The 17,354-nt window shown below is 67.7% G+C and carries 13 protein-coding genes; 10 read left to right on the top strand and 3 right to left on the bottom strand.

All coding sequences use genetic code 11. The features are described 5' to 3' along the window. Nucleotides 1-11 precede the first annotated feature (11 nt). The 7 genes from CDO46_RS21480 to CDO46_RS21450 all read left to right on the top strand — a co-directional run bounded on the left by CDO46_RS21480 (nt 12) and on the right by CDO46_RS21450 (nt 6,767). Nucleotides 12-1,523 (top strand): YdiU family protein, encoded by a 1,512-nt coding sequence (locus CDO46_RS21480; RefSeq protein ID WP_087840632.1) that lies wholly within the window; start codon nt 12-14, stop codon nt 1,521-1,523. Between the two features lie 8 nt (nt 1,524-1,531). Further along, a complete protein-coding gene (gene msrB / locus CDO46_RS21475; protein ID WP_087840631.1) occupies nt 1,532-1,933 on the top strand; it encodes a peptide-methionine (R)-S-oxide reductase MsrB in 402 nt (133 codons plus the stop codon). Between the two features lie 168 nt (nt 1,934-2,101). Then, nucleotides 2,102-2,692: a septation protein A gene (locus CDO46_RS21470; RefSeq protein WP_087840630.1), complete on the top strand. Its 591-nt coding sequence runs from the start codon at nt 2,102-2,104 to the stop codon at nt 2,690-2,692. Continuing rightward, nucleotides 2,689-2,973 (top strand): BolA family transcriptional regulator, encoded by a 285-nt coding sequence (locus tag CDO46_RS21465; RefSeq protein ID WP_087840629.1) that lies wholly within the window; start codon nt 2,689-2,691, stop codon nt 2,971-2,973. The genes CDO46_RS21470 and CDO46_RS21465 overlap by 4 nt, the downstream gene beginning before the upstream one ends. A gap of 54 nt (nt 2,974-3,027) precedes the next feature. Beyond that, entirely contained in the window at nt 3,028-3,795 is a 768-nt protein-coding gene (locus CDO46_RS21460) for a peptidylprolyl isomerase (RefSeq protein ID WP_087840628.1), read from the top strand. A 424-nt stretch (nt 3,796-4,219) separates the two neighbouring features. Beyond that, nucleotides 4,220-5,293 (top strand): porin, encoded by a 1,074-nt coding sequence (locus tag CDO46_RS21455; protein ID WP_087840627.1) that lies wholly within the window; start codon nt 4,220-4,222, stop codon nt 5,291-5,293. A gap of 406 nt (nt 5,294-5,699) precedes the next feature. Then, a complete protein-coding gene (locus CDO46_RS21450) occupies nt 5,700-6,767 on the top strand; it encodes a porin (protein WP_087840626.1) in 1,068 nt (355 codons plus the stop codon). Nucleotides 6,768-6,862: 95 nt separating this feature from the next. Here the strand turns inward: CDO46_RS21450 and purL are convergent, their stop codons facing one another. Continuing rightward, nucleotides 6,863-10,891, bottom strand: a complete 4,029-nt coding sequence (gene purL, locus CDO46_RS21445; protein ID WP_087840625.1) for a phosphoribosylformylglycinamidine synthase — start codon at nt 10,889-10,891, stop codon at nt 6,863-6,865. 133 nt (nt 10,892-11,024) lie between these two features. Here purL and CDO46_RS21440 point away from each other — a divergent pair, with 133 nt between their 5' ends. After that, nucleotides 11,025-12,368: a D-amino acid dehydrogenase gene (locus CDO46_RS21440; protein ID WP_338615398.1), complete on the top strand. Its 1,344-nt coding sequence runs from the start codon at nt 11,025-11,027 to the stop codon at nt 12,366-12,368. A 3-nt stretch (nt 12,369-12,371) separates the two neighbouring features. Continuing rightward, nucleotides 12,372-13,898, top strand: coding sequence for an NAD(P)H-hydrate dehydratase (locus tag CDO46_RS21435; RefSeq protein WP_087840623.1), 1,527 nt, complete (start codon nt 12,372-12,374; stop codon nt 13,896-13,898). A 22-nt stretch (nt 13,899-13,920) separates the two neighbouring features. Here CDO46_RS21435 and CDO46_RS21430 read toward each other — a convergent pair whose 3' ends face one another. Continuing rightward, nucleotides 13,921-14,658 (bottom strand): ABC transporter ATP-binding protein, encoded by a 738-nt coding sequence (locus CDO46_RS21430; RefSeq protein WP_087840661.1) that lies wholly within the window; start codon nt 14,656-14,658, stop codon nt 13,921-13,923. A gap of 28 nt (nt 14,659-14,686) precedes the next feature. Here CDO46_RS21430 and CDO46_RS21425 point away from each other — a divergent pair, with 28 nt between their 5' ends. Continuing rightward, complete coding sequence (locus CDO46_RS21425) at nt 14,687-15,403, top strand: arylesterase (protein ID WP_087840622.1); 717 nt, start codon at nt 14,687-14,689, stop codon at nt 15,401-15,403. Nucleotides 15,404-15,433: 30 nt separating this feature from the next. On the opposite strand, the gene CDO46_RS21420 is transcribed toward CDO46_RS21425, so the two are convergent. Beyond that, complete coding sequence (locus CDO46_RS21420) at nt 15,434-17,350, bottom strand: SurA N-terminal domain-containing protein (protein WP_087840621.1); 1,917 nt, start codon at nt 17,348-17,350, stop codon at nt 15,434-15,436. Nucleotides 17,351-17,354 lie beyond the last annotated feature (4 nt).

Genomic DNA, 17,354 nt, shown 5'->3' with positions numbered 1-17,354 from the left:
GTTCCAACGTCGTGAAGCTCGCCAGCACTCTCCAGTCCCTGCGTACCGACAACTCGTTCGCCGCCCTGCCGGACGCGTTCTATTCACGGGTGTCGCCCCAGCCCCTGGACGACCCCTGGCTGGTGCATGCCAACCCCGAGGCCGCCGCCCTGATCGGCCTCGCTCCCGAGGCCCTGGCCACGCCCGAGTTCCTGTCCGTGTTCGCGGGCGCCCGCCCGCTGCCTGGCGGAGCGCCGCTGGCCGCCGTCTACAGCGGCCATCAATTCGGCGTATGGGCCGGACAACTGGGCGACGGCCGCGCGCTGCTGCTGGGCGAAGTGGCCGGCCCCGACGGCAACTGGGAACTGCAGCTCAAGGGATCGGGCCTGACCCCGTATTCGCGCATGGGCGACGGCAAGGCCGTGCTGCGCTCATCCGTGCGCGAGTATCTCGCCTCGGAAGCCATGCACGGCCTGGGCATCCCGACCACGCGCGCATTGGCGCTGGTCGCCTCCGACGATCCGGTCATCCGCGAGACCGTCGAGACGGCCGCCATCGTCACCCGCATGTCGCCCAGCTTCGTGCGCTTCGGCTCGTTCGAACACTGGGCCAGCCGTCAGCGGCCCGACCTGCTGCGCGTCCTGGCCGACTACGTGATCGACCGCTTCTATCCCGACTGCCGGCCGGCCCCGACCGGCGTCGCCGACACGGAGGCCGGCCCCTACCTGCGGCTGCTGGCCGCGGTCACGCGCAAGACCGCCACGCTGATGGCGGACTGGCAGGCCGTGGGCTTCTGCCATGGCGTCATGAACACCGACAACATGTCCATCCTGGGGCTGACGCTGGACTATGGCCCCTATGGATTCATGGACGGCTTCGACGCCCACCACGTCTGCAATCATTCCGACACGGCCGGACGCTACGCGTGGGACGCCCAGCCCGCCGTCGGGCACTGGAACCTGTACCGCCTGGCCGGCGCGCTGATGCCGCTGGTGCAGGACGAGGACGCGCTGCGCGCCGTGCTGGCCGGCTACGAAGGCGCCTTCCTGGCCGCCTTCCACGACAGGATGGCCGCCAAGCTCGGCCTGGCGCAATGGCAGGCCGGCGACGAGGAACTGCTGAACGGCCTGTGGTCCGTCATGCACCAGAACCGCGCCGACTTCACCTTGAGCTTCCGGCGCCTGGCCGCCGTGGCCAGCGCCGGCGACACCCCGCCGGCCCCGGGCATCGAGACCTTCGAGGACCTGTATGCCGACCGCGAAGCCGCCCGCGCCTGGCTCGCCACCTATCGCGCCCGCCTCGCGCAGGACGGGCGGGCCGATGCCGAACGCGCGGCGGCCATGAACCGCGTCAATCCGCTGTACGTGCTGCGCAACCACCTGGCCGAGCTGGCGATCCGCGCCGCGAAGGAACGGGACTCCGGCGAGATCGACCGCCTGATGCGGCTCTTGCGCGATCCCTATACCGAACGCCCCGGCCATGAAAGCTATGCCCGCGTGCCGCCCGACTGGGCGGGCGCACTGCAAGTCAGTTGTTCTTCATGAGGTAGACCATGTCCGACCGGCCCAAAGTCACGAAATCCGATGCCGAATGGCGCACCCTGCTCACGCCCATGCAATACGCCGTGGCACGCGAGAAGGCGACCGAGCGCGCGTTCACCGGCCAGTACTGGGATCATCGCGAGCCCGGCATCTACCGCTGCGTGGCCTGCGGCACGCCGCTGTTCGCCTCGGACACCAAGTTCGACTCGGCCTGCGGCTGGCCCAGTTATTTCGCCCCGCTCGACCCCGATAACGTGCGCGAGGAACTCGACACCACCCATGGCATGGTCCGCACCGAGATCCTGTGCAACGTCTGCGACGCCCACCTGGGACACGTCTTCGAGGACGGCCCGCCGCCGACAGGCCTGCGTTATTGCATCAATTCGGTCTCGCTGAAGTTCGAACCGCTGTAGCCCCCCACGCCCTTCGGGCGCCCCCTCAAGGGGGCGATGCGGGCGGACCGGCAAAGCCGGATCCACCGCATCCTGGATCTTGGTAGGCCGGGTTAAGCTGGGGCTGTAGGGTGAACGGTGGGGTGGTTTTCTTGTCCCACTCGGGTGCATTTTTTTCTCGACGATTCGATGAAATTACTTTTTGATCTTTTCCCGCTGGTTCTTTTCTTCGCCGCATACAAGTTCGCCGACATCTATGTCGCGACGGGCGTGGCCATGGCGGCCAGCGTGCTGCAGATCGTCTGGCTGCTGGTGCGGCGCAGGAAGATCGAGCCCATGCACTGGATCAACCTGGCCATCATCGTGGTGTTCGGCGGCGCGACGCTGTTCCTGCACGACGAGGTCTTCATCAAGTGGAAGCCCACGGTGCTCTACTGGCTGTTCGCGGCGGTGCTGGGTGGCGGCCAGTGGCTGTTCAAGCGCAATTTCCTTCGCAGCATGCTGGGCGCGCAGATCCAGTTGCCCGAGGCGGTCTGGAGCCGGCTCAACCTTGCCTGGGTGACGTTCTTCGCGGCGGTAGGCGGCCTGAACCTGTACGTCGCCTACAACTGGCCCACCGAAACCTGGGTCAGCTTCAAGGTCTTCGGCATCTTCGGACTGCTGCTGGTGTTCGTCGTTCTGCAATCGCTCTATCTCGGCCGCCACATGAAGCCCGCCCAGGAAGCCTCCACCGCGGACATCGCCAAGCGCGAAACCGACGCCGGGGCCGAACGTTCATGAACGCCGACCGCATCGCGGGGATCCGGCAGCGCCTGCAGGCCCTCGACCCCATCACCCTGGACGTGCAGGACGAATCCCACCTGCATGCCGGGCATGCCGGCGCGGCCGGCGGCGCCGGACACTTCCGGCTACGCATTGTTTCGCCCCGTTTCGCCGGGCTCAACCGGGTAGCCAGGCATAGGCTGGTGTATGATCGATTGGCAGACTTGATGCCGGCGCACATCCACGCGCTGGCGCTCCAGGCGCTGACACCAGAAGAAGATTCCGCACCAACCTCTTGAGCCCGGTCTTTTCAACCGACCTCACTCCCCCTCTACCTTCAAGGACTTCCATACATGAAGCGTGTTTTGATGATGGCTGCCGCGCTGACCCTGGCCGCTCCGGTTTTTGCGCAGAATGCCGCCGTGGTCAACGGCAAGGCCATCCCCTCGTCGCGCGTGGACCAATTCGTCAAGCTGCTGACCAAGCAGGGCCAGCCCGACTCCCCCCAGTTGCGCGAGCAGATCCGGGAAGAACTGATCAACCGTGAAATCTTCCTGCAGGAAGCCGACAAGCGCGGCGTCGCCAAGCAGCCCGAAGTCCAGGCCGAAATCGACCTGACCCGCCAGAGCGTGCTGATCCGCGGCCTGTTCAACGACTTCCTGGCCAAGAACCCGGTCTCGCCGCAGGACATCCAGGCCGAGTACGACCGCGTCAAGAGCGCCCAGGGCGACAAGGAATACCAGGCCCGCCACATCCTGGTCGAAAGCGAGGCCCAGGCCAAGGACATCATCTCCCAGCTGAAGAAGGGAGCGAAGTTCGAGGACCTCGCCAAGCAATCCAAGGACCCCGGCTCGGCCGCCAACGGCGGCAGCCTGGACTGGGCGCCCTCCAGCACCTACGTCAAGCCGTTCGCCGACGCGCTGGCCGCGCTGCAGAAGGGCCAGACCACGGAAGCGCCGGTGCAGACCCAGTTCGGCTGGCACGTGATTCGCCTGGACGACGTGCGCCCGGTCCAATTCCCGCCGCTGGAGCAACTCCGCCCCCAAATCGAGGAATCCCTGCGCCAGACCAAGCTGCGTGATTTCCAGACCAGCCTGCGCGAAAAGGCCAAGATTCAATAAGCTTGTTGGATTCAACCAACAAAAAACGTTGTCCCGATAATTAAATTTTCAACAATCAGGGTTTCCCTGGGTTGAACCTGATGCCCCGTAAAACAGCCCCTTGCCGGCCTGAGTTACGGGGCGTTTTTCTTGCTCAACCCTCCAGCAGAACTGGCGATTCGCGGGTTCACTCCGCCCTGGGGTTGCAATTAGGTAACAAAACCTTAGAGCAAAGCACAACACATTTTTATTGCAAGGGAATTAACTATTGGCACTCCATGGGCTTTCTGGTGAAATTCTTCGAGATTTCTTCACAGCAAAGTACATCGCGTAGAAATCGTAAGCAAGACGGGGGGCTTGTCTTGGGGGAAAGCGGCAGCAATGCTGTCTTCCGACTCGTCCCTTCGGCTTATCGAGTTACTCACTCCGCTGGAGACCTATTTAAATGAAGAAGACCCTTCTTGCCGCCGCGCTGCTGGCTGGCTTCGCAGGTGCCGCTCAAGCGCAAAGCAACGTCACGCTGTACGGTTTGGTTGACGCTGGTTTCAACTACACCAAGCTCGAAGGCAACAAGAGCAAGACCGGCATCGACAGCGGCCTGCAGAGCCAGTCGCGCTGGGGTATCCGTGGTTCGGAAGACATCGGCGGTGGTCTGAAGGCCATTTTCACCCTGGAAAACGGCTTCAGCATCGATAACGGTCAACAACTCAACGGCGGCCCCGCTCCTGGTGAAAGCGCCGGCCGTCTGTTCGGCCGTTATGCCTTCGTCGGCCTCGAAAGCGCCTCCGCTGGCCGCCTGACTCTGGGCCGTACCACCAACCTGGCCTTCATGTGGGCTGCCGGCATCGTCAACCCCTTCGGCCTGAGCTTCAGCAGCGCTACCGTCGGCTCCACCTTCGCGTACAACGACGCGGATCTGGGCCTGGGTCGTGTCAACAACTCGGCCTACTACTACTCGCCTAGCTTCTCGGGCTTCCAAGGCGCGATCGGCTACAGCTTCCAATCCAATGCCAACGGCGAAGTCGCTGGCAACAAGAACAACGACCGCCTGATCGACCTGGGTTTGAAATATGACAACGGCCCCCTGAAGGCTGTGATCACGTATCAGTACCTGAACCCGTCGCAAGCCTCTGCCAACAACGGCAAGCTCAAGAACCTGACGCTGGGTGCCAACTACGACTTCGGCGTCGTAGCTGTCTACGCTGGCTATAACAACGTCAAGGGCATCCGTACCCTGACCAACTACAATGGCTCCATCGGTGCTACGTCTGCGGACTTCACCAAGGACAACGCCTACACGATCGGTCTGAGCGCTCCTCTGGGACCCGGCAAGGCTTACGCTGCCTACCAGAAAGCCACCAAGTCGAAGACCGACAACTGGGCCATCGGCTACACCTACGACCTGTCGAAGCGTACCAACCTGTACGCCTTCTTCGTCGACGGCAACGTGCGTGACTTCGCCGCCAAGAAGGACCTGAGCAACCGCCAGTTCGCTCTGGGCCTGCAACACCGCTTCTAAGCACGTGATACCGGTCTGACCGGTATCACGGGGCTTCCGCCCTCGTGCGAACAAGCAAGAACCCCGCCTTGTGCGGGGTTCTTTTTTGCCTGTCCGATTCTGACCAGTTCCTTTCGAACCCTTTCATATTGCCAAATGTAACGCTCTTCCCCCTCTTGTTGCGCGAACAGCGACAAGTCCAATTGATTTAGACAGAATCGCAACACCGCCGAATATCGCACCAGATTTATCAGTTGGCACCCTTAATCCTTTCTGGTGAAATTTCTTCAGATTTCTTCGCAGCCTAAGCAGCACCGCCTGGAAATCGGGATCAAGACGGCGGCTGTACGCCGAAGACACTGGCCCCGCCAGCGCCGCCGGAACACCAGCCAACTTGTCGAAATGTTTTTCAGCTGGAGACCAAGTAATGAAGAAAACCCTACTCGCGACTGCCCTGCTGGCCGGTTTTGCAGGCGCCGCGCATGCACAGAGTTCCGTGACGCTGTATGGCCTGGTCGATGCAGGCTTCGACTACCGCAAGGTGGACGGCAAGACCGTCAAGGGTATCGACAGCGGCCTGATGAGCCAGTCCCGCTTCGGGATGCGTGGTTCAGAAGACTTGGGTAACGGCCTGAAGGCCATCTTCACCCTGGAAAACGGTTTCAACGTTGACAATGGCACTCAGACACACGACCGCCTGTTTGGTCGCTATGCCTACGTCGGCCTCGAAAGCAACAGCATGGGCCGCCTGACTCTGGGCCGCACGACCAACCTGGCCTTCATGTGGGCCGCCGGCGTCGCCAACCCGTTCGGCCTGAACTTCAGCACCGCCAGCATCGGCAGCACCTTCGCCTACAATGACGCAGTGATGGGCGGAGGTCGGGTCAACAACTCCGTCTACTACTACAGCCCGTCGTTCTACGGCATCCAAGCCGCCGTGGGTTACAGCTTCAACGCATTCTCGCAAGTTCCGGGCGCAGGTCCTGCAGGCGAAGGGGAAGCTGCGGAAAGCGGCAAGAACAACCGCCTGATCGACGCCGGCCTGAAATACGACAACGGCCCGATCAAGGGCGTGCTGACCTACCAGCAAGTGGAATCGCCGCTGCCCGGCACCAAGACCTTCCGCAACCTGACCGTGGGCGCATCGTACGACTTCGGCGTCGCGGCCATCCACGCCGGCTACGCCAAGGCCAATAACATTACCGGCGCCTACCTGAACGGGTACAACAACGTCGTCGCCACGGGCGGCCAATTCTCCAGCGACAGTGCCTATACCATCGGCGCGAGCGCCCCGATCGGTCCCGGAAGGCTCTACGCCGCTTGGCAGAAAGCCACCAAGTCCAAGGTCGACGGCTGGGCGCTTGGCTATACCTACGACCTGTCCAAGCGCACCAACCTGTATGCGTTCTTCGCCGACAACGACGTGCGCAACTTCGACCAGAACCGCGACATGACCTATCGCCAACTGGGCGTCGGCCTGCAACACCGCTTCTAAGAAAAAGGGCCGCAAGGCGGCCCCCATGCCGGCAGCTCAGGCTGCCAGCCCTCGCACCCCGGGCCCTGCCCGGGGTTTTTATTTGCCTCGTTGGCTCAAGCGGTCCAACGGCGCGCGTTGCGGAACATGCGCATCCACGGCGAGAACTCGCCGCCGCTGTCGCGTTCGCCCCACGAGGCAGGACTCCACGACATCTGCACGTTGCGGAACACCCGCTCGGGGTGCGGCATCAGGGCGGTGAAGCGGCCGTCCGCCGTGGTGACGCCGGCCAGGCCGCCGGCGCTGCCGTTGGGGTTGTAGGGATAGACCTCGGTCGGCTTGCCGGCGTGATCGACGAAACGCATGGCGGCCAGCGCCGCGTCGGCCCTGCCCTGCTGCGAGAAGTCGGCATAGCCTTCGCCGTGGGAAACGGCGATGGGCATGCGCGAGCCGGCCATCCCGTCGAAGAAGATGGACGGCGACTCGGGGATCTCGACCAGCGAGAAGCGGGCCTCGAACTTTTCCGAGCGGTTGCGCGTGAAGCGCGGCCAGTCCTGGGCGCCCGGGATCATGGGGGCCAGCGCAGCCAGCATCTGGCAGCCGTTGCACACGCCCAGCGCGAAGGTGTCGCCGCGGCCGAAGTAGGCCGCGAACATGTCGGCCAGCACCGCGTTGTACTGGATGGTCTTGGCCCAGCCCTCGCCGGCGCCCAGCACGTCGCCGTAGCTGAAGCCGCCGACGGCGACCAGCCCCTTGAAGCTGGACAGGTCGATGCGTCCGCTCAGCAGGTCGGTCATGTGCACGTCCCAGGACTCGAAGCCGGCGCGGTCGAAGGCATAGGCCATCTCGACCTGGCTGTTGCAGCCCTGTTCGCGCAGGATGGCCATGCGCGGGCGCGCGCCGGTGGCGATCATGGGGGCGGCGATGTCTTCCTGCGGGTCGAAATCGACCTTGGGCGACAGGCCGGGATTGGCGACGTCGTCCCACAGGTCGAATTCGGCCTGCGCGCAGTCGGGGTTGTCGCGCAGCGCCATGATGCGGCGGCTGACCTCGCTCCAGGCCTTGCCGAGTTCGGCGCGCGGCTTGCCCCAGATCCTGCGGGCGTCGCGGTAGAACTCGATCTCGTCGCGGCCGTTGGGTTCGCCGATCACGTGCGAGTGGGCCGACAGTCCGGCGCCGCGCAGTACTTCCATCACCGCGTCGCGGCTGGCGGCGGGCACCTGGATGACGGCCCCCGCCTCTTCGGAGAACAACGCCTTGATCGTCAGTTCGTCGCGCTGCACGGCGACCTGTTCCGGCCGGATCTTGAAATCGCCCCAGTCCGACGCATACGGATCCAGGGTAAGCATGTCCAGGTTGATCGACAGGCCGGTATGGCCGGCAAAGGCCATTTCGCACAGCGTGGCGAACAATCCGCCGTCGGAACGGTCGTGGTAGGCCAGGATCACGCCGCTGTCGGCCAGGGTGCGGATCGCGGCGAAGAAGGCGCGCAGGTCGTCGGGGGCATCGATGTCGGGCGCCTGCTGGCCGACCTGGCCGATGACCTGGGCCAGCACGGAACCGCCCAGGCGGTGCTTGCCGCGCCCCAGATCGACCAGGATCAGGGTCGTGTCGCCCTGGTCGGTGCGCAGTTGCGGAGTCAGGGTCTTGCGTACGTCGTCCACCGGCGCGAAGGCGGTAACGATGAGCGACACCGGCGCCACCACGCGGCGCGGTTCGCCGTTCTCGTCCCAGGCCGTGCGCATGGACAGCGAATCCTTGCCCACGGGGATGGACAGCCCGACGCGCCGGCACAGTTCGCTGACCGCGCTGACGGTGTCGTACAGCGCCGCGTCCTGGCCGGGCTCGCCGCAGGCGGCCATCCAGTTGGCGGACATCTTGACGTCTTCGATGCGGACCACGGAGGCCGCCACCAGGTTGGTGATGGCTTCGGCCACGGCCATGCGGCCCGAGGCCGGGGCGTCGATGACGGCCAGCGGAGTGCGTTCGCCCATGGCCATGGCTTCGCCGCGCGTGCCGCTGTAGTCGGCCAGCGTGACCGCGCAGTCGGCCACCGGCACCTGCCACGGGCCGACCATCTGGTCGCGCGAGGACAGGCCGCCCACGGTCCGGTCGCCGATGGTGATCAGGAAGGTCTTGTTGGCGACCGTGGGGTGGCGCAGCACGCGCAGGGCCACGTCGTCCAGGTCCAGGCCGACCACGTCCAGCGATTCGCCCGCGCCCGGCTGGCGCGCGACGTCGCGCTCCATGCGGGGCGGCTTGCCCAGGATGACGTCGACCGGCACGTCCACCGGACGCGAAGTCCGGGCCCAGTCGGCCGCGGCCACGTCGCCCGCCGAAAAGCCTTCGCCGTCGACCACGCGCAACTGGCGCTGCTCGGTGGCCACGCCCACGACCGCATAGGGGCAGCGCTCGCGGCGCGCCAGCGCATCGAAGCGCTCGAGGTCCTGCGGCAGGATGGCCAGCACATAGCGCTCCTGCGATTCGTTGCACCAGATCTCGGCCGGCGACAGGCCCGATTCCTCGAGCTGGACGTTGCGCAGGTCGAATATGGCGCCGCGCCCGGCGCCGTCCACCAGTTCGGGGAAGGCATTCGAGAGGCCGCCCGCGCCTACGTCGTGGATGGACTGGATGGGGTTGTCGGCCCCGAGCTGCCAGCAGCGGTCGATGACTTCCTGCGCGCGGCGCTCGATCTCGGGATTGCCGCGCTGGACGGAGTCGAAATCGAGGTCGGCGGTGTTGCTGCCCACGCCCATGCTGGAGGCGGCGCCGCCGCCCATGCCTATGCGCATGCCGGGTCCGCCCAGCTGGATCAGCAGCGAGCCGGGCGGCAGATCGTTCTTGTGTGTCAGGCCGTCGTCGATGCTGCCAAGGCCGCCGGCGATCATGATGGGCTTGTGGTAGCCCCAGCGCACGCCGCCCGCGGTCTGTTCGAAGGTCCGGAAATAGCCCAGCAGGTTGGGCCGGCCGAATTCGTTGTTGAACGCAGCCCCGCCCAGGGGGCCTTCGATCATGATGGACAGGGGCGAGGCGATGCGGTCGGGCGCGCCGTGGCCATCGTGTTCCCAGGGCTCGATGGCATCGTCGAAACGCAGGTGCGATACCGTGAAACCGGTCAGGCCCGCCTTGGGCTTGGAGCCGCGGCCGGTCGCGCCTTCGTCGCGGATCTCGCCGCCCGCGCCGGTCGAGGCGCCGGGGAAAGGCGAGATGGCCGTGGGATGGTTGTGCGTCTCGACCTTCATCAGGGTGTGCACGATCGCGTCGCGGCGTCCGTACACCTGGCCTTCGGTGCCAGGCTGCACATGGAAGCGCTCCGCCCGGCCCCCGGCCATGACGGCGGCGTTGTCGGAATACGCCACCACGGTGCCTTCCGGCTGCGCCTTGTGCGTGGCGCGGATCATGCCGAACAGCGTCTCGGACTGCGGCTGGCCGTCGATGACCCATTGGGCATTGAAGATCTTGTGGCGGCAATGCTCGCTGTTGGCCTGGGCGAACATCATCAGTTCCACGTCGGTCGGATTCCGTCCCAGGCCGTTGAAGGCCTCGACCAGGTAAGCGATCTCGTCGTCGGACAGCGCCAGCCCCATGCTGCGGTTGGCCGCCACCAGGGCGGGAGCGCCTTCTGCCAGCAGGGGCACGGTCTGCATGGGCTTGCCGGCCAGGGTAGCGAACAGCGGCGCGCCGTCGAAGGCGCCGTCGACCACCGTCTCGGTCATGCGGTCGTGCAAGGCGCCGGCCAGCGCGGCCAGGTCGTCCGCCGAGAACGATTTGGCGCCCCCCAGCAGGCCCCGTTTAGGGACCACCGTGTAGGCGACTGCGCGCTCTATCCTGCGGACCTGCGCCAGCCCGCAATTGTGCGCGATGTCGGTGGCCTTGCTGGCCCAGGGCGAGACAGTGCCCAGGCGCGGCACGACCAGCAGTTCCAGCCCCTGCTGGGGCTCGGGGGCCGGATCGCCGTAGCGCAGCAGGCCCTCCAGGCGCTGGCGGTCGTCCGCGGCCAGGTCGCCCTCCACGGCGACGAAATGCACGAACCGGGCCGAGACATCGGCCACCGAGGCATTCAGGGCCTGGAGTCGGCGCAACAGCCGGTCGCGGCGGAACGAGGAAAGGGCAAGGGGGCCGGAGAGGCGCAGGATGGAGGCCACGATAAGCGAGCTGGAAGCGGAGGAAATGAGGGGGAAAACGCGAGGGAAGCGCGTGACTAGCCGTGATTTTACTTCGTACCGGGGGATCGGGAAAAACCACGAGCGAATACCCGCCCTCCCCGCTTAAAATCCGGTGCCCGTTCCCCGGAATGCCCTCGCGCTCCGGCGGGAAAACGGGCTCGACCAGAAAAAGCGACCAGACCCCATGCGTGTGATTGTGATCGGTGCCGGCATCATTGGTGTGTGCACCGCCTATTGGCTCAACCGGCACGGCATGCAGGTAACCGTGGTGGACCGCCGCAGCGGCGTCGCCCAGGAATCGAGCTTCGGCAACGCGGGCATCCTGGCCGCCGACTACGCGGCCCCATGGGCCGCCCCGGGCATGCCCGGCCGCGTGCTGGCCCATCTGTTCAAGAGCGAGGCGCCGGTGGCGCTGCGCGCCTCGCTGGACCCCGCCCTGTGGAAGTGGCTGGTGAAGTGGCTGGGCCAGTGCCGGGCGGAGCGCTATGCCGCCAACAAGCGCGTCATGCAGCGCGTGGCCCGCTACAGCCGCGTCCAGCTGGCCGCGCTGCGCGAGGAATACGGCTTCGAATACGAGCGCCGGATCGGCTACCTGCAACTGCTGCGCACGCCGCGCGACGTGGAAGCGGCGCAGGCCACCCTCCAGGTCCTCCGGGAAAGCGGCATCGCCCACCAGTTGCTGGGCGCCGAAGAAGCCGTCGCGATGGACGTCCACCTGCAGGACGCGGTCCACGTCGGCACGCCGCTGGCGGGCGCCATCCACTATCCCGACGACGAATCGGGCAACTGCCCGCTGTTCGCCCGCCTGCTGGCGGCCGAATGCGAACGGGGCGGCGTCGAGTTCCTGTTCAACACCGTCGCCCAGCCCGTGCAGGACGCCGGCGGCATCGTCGCCGGCGTGCGCCTGCAGGACGGCCGCACGCTGCCCGCGCAGGCGGTCGTCGTGGCCTCGGGCAGCGACGCCGGGGACTGGCTGGCCCGGCTGGGCGTGCGCGTGCCGATCTACCCGGTGCGAGGCTATGCCGCCAACCTTCCCCTGCGCAACGACGTCATCGGCCCGCGGCGCGCCTTCGTGGACGAGACCTATCGCGTGACGGTGACGCCGCTCGGCCAGCGCCTGCGCATCGCCGGCACGGCCGAGCTGGGCGCGCGCGGTCCGGCCCTGCGCGACAAGGCCTTGCGCACCCTGGTCAGGACGGCCCAGGACTGGATGCCCGGCATGCTGGATTTCTCGCGCGCGACCTGGTGGGCCGGCACCCGGCCGATGACGCCGGACGGCCCGCCCATACTCGGCCCGACCCGGCTGCCCGGCCTGTACCTGAACGTCGGCCACGGCTCGCAGGGATGGAGCATGGCGGCGGGCACGGGGCGCATCGTCGCCGACCTGGTCGCCGGCCGGACGCCGGAGATAGACCTGGACGGGTTGGACATCGGCCGCTACGCGCGCAAGAATTAGCGCATGGACCCACACCCGCACCGGCTGCTGCGCACCCCCGCCATCAGGCTGATCGAACGCGAGGCGCAGGCCGCGCTGCCGCCCCACACCCTGATGCGGCGGGCCGCCGGCGCGGCTGCCGCGCTCATCGCCGAGCGCTGGCCCGGCCATTCGGTCGACCTGCTGTGCGGTCCCGGCAACAACGGCGGCGACGGCCTCATGCTGGCCGCGCTGCTGCACCAGGCCGGCCGCCGGGTCCGCGTCTGGGCGCTGCCGGCCGGCAGGCGGCCGGCCGATGCCGAACAAGCCTGGCAGGAATTGCCCGCCGGCCTGTTGCAGGCCGGCGAACCCGATGCCCGCGATCTGCCCGATCCATCGCGCACGCTGATCGTCGACGCCCTGTTCGGCATCGGCCTCTCACGCCCCCTGCCCGAATCCGCGCAGCGGTGGACGGCCTGGGCGGCGCGGCAGGGATCGCCGATCCTGGCGCTGGATGCGCCCAGCGGGCTCGATACCGACACCGGGGACGCGCAGCCGGGTGCCATCGTCGCCCACCATACCCTGACCTTCATCGCCGACAAGCCCGGACTCCACACGCGTGCCGGCCGCGACCATGCCGGCACGGTCAGCGTCGCCGACCTGGAACTGGAAAGCGGCATCGGCCGCCACGCCGGGCTGCCCCATGGCGGCCTGCTCGTGCGGCAAGCCGACTGCCCGGCGCTGTTCCACCCCCGGCCGCAGGACAGCCACAAAGGCAGCTTCGGCACGCTGGCCATCCTGGCCGGCGCGCCCGGCATGACCGGGGCGGCCTTGCTGGCAGCCCGCGCGGCCTTGTACGGCGGGGCCGGCAAGATCCTGGTCGGGCTGGCCGAGGCGGCACCGCCCGCGCTGCCCTGCGACCCATGGCATCCCGAGCTCATGCTGCGCGACGCCGACGGGCTGCTGGATCATGCGGCGCGACTGGGCGTCGGCGGCTGGGTCGCGGGCTGCGGCCTGGGCACCGATGCCGGCGCCGAGCGCTGGCTTGGCCGCCTGCTGGCCGAGGCGCCCGCCTCGGCCCCCCTGGTGCTGGACGCCGACGCGCTGGTCCTGCTGGGCACGCTGCCCGACCTGGCGCGCGGCCTGGCGGCCCGGGGCGGCCCCGCGATCCTGACCCCTCATCCGCGCGAAGCGGCGCGCATGCTGGGCATCTCGACCGACGAGGTGCAGGCGGACCGCATCGAGGCCGCCCGCGAGCTGGCCGCGCGCTACCGCGCCTGGGTGGTCCTGAAGGGGGCCGGCAGCATCGTGTGCGGGCCGCATGGCGCCTGGAGCGTCAATGCCAGCGGCAATGCCGGGCTGGCCACCGCCGGTACCGGCGACGTGCTGGCCGGCATGCTGGGCGCGCTGCTGGCGCAGGGGCTGGAAGCCGGCGAGGCGGCACGGGCCGGCGTGTGGCTGCACGGCGCCGCCGCCGACAGCCTCGTGGCCCGCGGCATCGGCCCTATCGGCCTGACGGCCAGCGAGATCGCGCCGGCCGCGCGCGACCTGCGCAATCGCGGCGGCCACTGATCCCTCGCCGCGGGCGCCCGGTTCAGGAAACGTCGCCGGCCGAATCGTGCACCAGGCGCCCGCCCGCCACCACCAGCTGGCGCGCGCAGCGCTGCGCCAGCTTGGCATCGTGCGTCACCAGCAGCAGGGTCGTGCCCCGCTCGCGGTGCAGTTCGAACATCAGGTCGATGACGGCCTCGCCGGTGGCCGAATCCAGGCTGCCCGTGGGTTCGTCGGCGAACAGCAGTTCCGGCTCCACCACGAAGGCACGCGCCAGGGACACCCGCTGCTGCTCTCCTCCCGACAAGGTGCGCGGATAGTGGCGCAGGCGCGCGCCCAGCCCCACGCGTTCCAGCATGGCCGTGGCGGCGGCGCGCGCATCGCGGCCCGCCAACTCCAGCGGCAGCATGACGTTCTCCAGGGCGGTCAGGTGGGGCAGCAGCTGGAACGACTGGAACACGAAGCCCACGTGGCGCGCCCGCAGGCTGGCGCGCTGGTCCTCGTCCAGCGCGAACAGGTCGCGGCCGGCCAGGTGCACCGATCCGGAGGTCGGCACGTCCAGCCCGGCCAGCAGGCCGAGCAGCGTGGACTTGCCCGATCCCGAACTCCCCGTGATGGCCACGGTCTCTCCGAAGGCCACCGTAAAATCGACCGCATCGAGAATGGCGAGCTCGCCGCTCGAATCGGCCACCCGCCTGGTCAACGATCGTACGGCGATGGCGGGCTGCGCGGCAGGCGTGGCCGCGGACTGGCTCGCGGCGGATCGGGTCGGTCCCGTCATGATTGGATCGCTGAAAGAAAGGAAAGACATGATAAAGCCTCGCTCGTCGCAGCCGCTCCGGGACACCGCCCGTACTGCGCACGGCGCCGCCCGGCGCCTGTTCGCGGGCACGCTGTGCGCGGCCGCGCTATGCGGCCTGGCGCCAGCCGCCCTGGCACAGACCGCCGCCCCCGCCGCGAGTTCCTCGCCCGCCCTGCTGGTGCTGGGCGACAGTCTGTCGGCGGAGTACGGCCTGCCGCGCGGATCGGGATGGGTGGCGCTGCTCGAGGCCCGCCTGCGCGAGCGCAAGCTCGACTATCGCGTGGTCAACGCCAGCATCAGCGGCGACACCACCAGCGGCGGCGTCAGCAGGCTGCCGGCGCTGCTCGCGCGCCATCGGCCGAGCGTGGTCGTGATCGAGCTGGGCTCGAACGACGCGCTGCGCGGGCTGTCCCTGCAGATGACCGAGCAGAACCTGAACAAGATGGTGCAGGCGTCGCGCCAGGCTGGCGCGCGCGTATTGCTGGTGGGCATGCAGATCCCGCCCAACTATGGCCGCGACTACACGCAGCGCTTCCAGCAATTGTTCGCCAAGGTCGCCAAGGAGCAGCAGGCGGCGCTGCTGCCCTTCCTGCTGGACGGCGTCGCCCAGCACATCGAACTGTTCCAGCCCGATCGCCTGCACCCCACGGCACAGGCGCAGCCGCGCCTGCTGGACAATGTCTGGTCGCGCCTGGAACCGCTGCTGGGCACCGGCAAGTCCTGACACGGCCGGCCCGCGGGCCGGCCGGGGCGATCAGCGCTCGGCGGCCGGCGCGGCGGTGGTCAGGGCCGTGCCTTCGGGCGAGATCGTGACCTTGTACTTCTCGCGCAGCGTCTGCAGCACGGCCAACTGCTCGGCCTGGGCCCAGCGGCGTTCCATCATCGACTTCTCGCCGGCGATCGCGGCGGCGTCGGGCTTGGGCGCGGCCTCGACCTTGGAGATCCGGGCAATGACATAGTCGTCGCCGGCGATCGTGCCCACAAACGCCGGCAGCTTGCCGGCCGGCGCCTTCATGACCGCGTTCAGCAGCGCGGGGGCGACGCCCTGGGGCGCATTGCGCGCCACCGTGACGACGGCGCCGAAGCCCTGGCTGGAATCCTTGGCCTGCAGGGCCTTCAGGCGTTCCTCGCCCGCCGCGCGGGCCAGATCGAGCGCCTTGTCCTGGGTCAGCTGGGCGCGGATGCCGCTGGACACGTCGGCCAGGGGCTGCACCGAAGCCGGCACGTGCTTGACCACGCGCACCGCGGCCAGGCGATTCGGGCCAAGCTCGATCACCCCCGAGTTGCGCTTCTCGCGCAGCACCTCGTCCGAGAACAGGGCCTGCGCCACCTTGGGATTGCCCAGGACGTCGTTGCCCTGCAGACCGCTGCGCGTGACGCCCTGGGCCTCCTGGATCTTCAGGCCGAATTTCTGCGCCGCGGGTTCGAGCGTATCGCTCTGCTCGTACACCAGGTTCGTGAACTGCTCGGCGGCCTCGGCGAAACGGCGGGCAGCCTGCTGCTGCTTGATTTCCTCGACGATCTGGGCGCGAACCTCGGCCAACGGCTTGACCACGGCCGGACGGATGCCGATGAGCTTGATGACATGGAAGCCGTAGTCGGTCGCCACGACGCCCGACACTTCGCCGTCCTTCAGCGCGAAGGCGGCATCCTCGAAAGGCTTGACCATCATGCCGCGGCCGAACCAGTCCAGGTCCCCGCCCTTGGCCGCCGAACCGGGATCCTGCGAGTTCTCGCGCGCCAGCCTGGCGAAATCGGCCTTGGGCGCCTTGGCCTGGTCGGCCAGGGACTGCGCCTTCTTGCGCGCTTCCTCGCGCGCGGACTCGCTGGCGCCGCTGTCGACCGTGATCAGGATGTGGCTGGCCCGGCGCTGTTCTTCCTGGCCATAGCGGCCCTTGTTCTGCTCGTAGTAGCTCTTGATGTCGTCCTCGGATACCGCGATGCCGGACGTCGACGCCCCCTGGTCCAGCACCACGTACTGCGCGTCGACCCGTTCCGGGACCTCGAAGCGGGCGCGGTTGGCCTCGTAGTAGGCCTTGACCTCGTCGTCGCTGACGCTGACCTTGGCGCGGTAGTCGGCGGCGGCCACGCGCAGGGTCTGGATGCTGCGACGCTCGGTGGCGGCGGCCACCAGGCGGTCCATGACCGCGTCCGGCATCATGGTCGACTGCGCCACCGGCCCCAGCACCTGCTGCAAGGCCAGGTCGCGCCGCAACTGGGCCTCGAACATGACCGGGGTCATGCCTTGCGCGGCCAGTGCGTCGCGGTAGCGGGCGTTGCTGAATTTGCCGTCTTCCTGCACGGCCGGAATCGCCTGGATGGTGGCGCGGAGCTGGTCGTCGGACGCCGAGAAATGGTTCTTGGTAGCCTCGGCCGAGATCAGGCGGGTGTTGATGATCTCGTCCAGCACCGCCTGGCGCATGGCCGGCGTATCGAAGGCCTGCGAATCGAACTGCGCGCCCATCATGCCGCGCAGCTGGTCGAGCCGGTTGCGCGACGCCGCGTCGAACTCCTGCTGCGTAACGGCTTCGCCCGCCACCTTGGCCAGCGACTTGTCGCCTTCCATGAAGCTGGAGTAGCCCTGTATGCCGACGAAGACGAACGACGGCAGGATCAGCAGCAGCAGGACGAACTGCATCCAGCGGCGGTGGTTACGGATGAGGTCAAACATGCGC

Source organism: Pigmentiphaga sp. NML030171, assembly GCF_002188635.1.
In the GTDB taxonomy this organism is placed as follows: domain Bacteria; phylum Pseudomonadota; class Gammaproteobacteria; order Burkholderiales; family Burkholderiaceae_B; genus Pigmentiphaga; species Pigmentiphaga daeguensis.
This window is presented reverse-complemented; position numbering and strand designations above follow the sequence as displayed.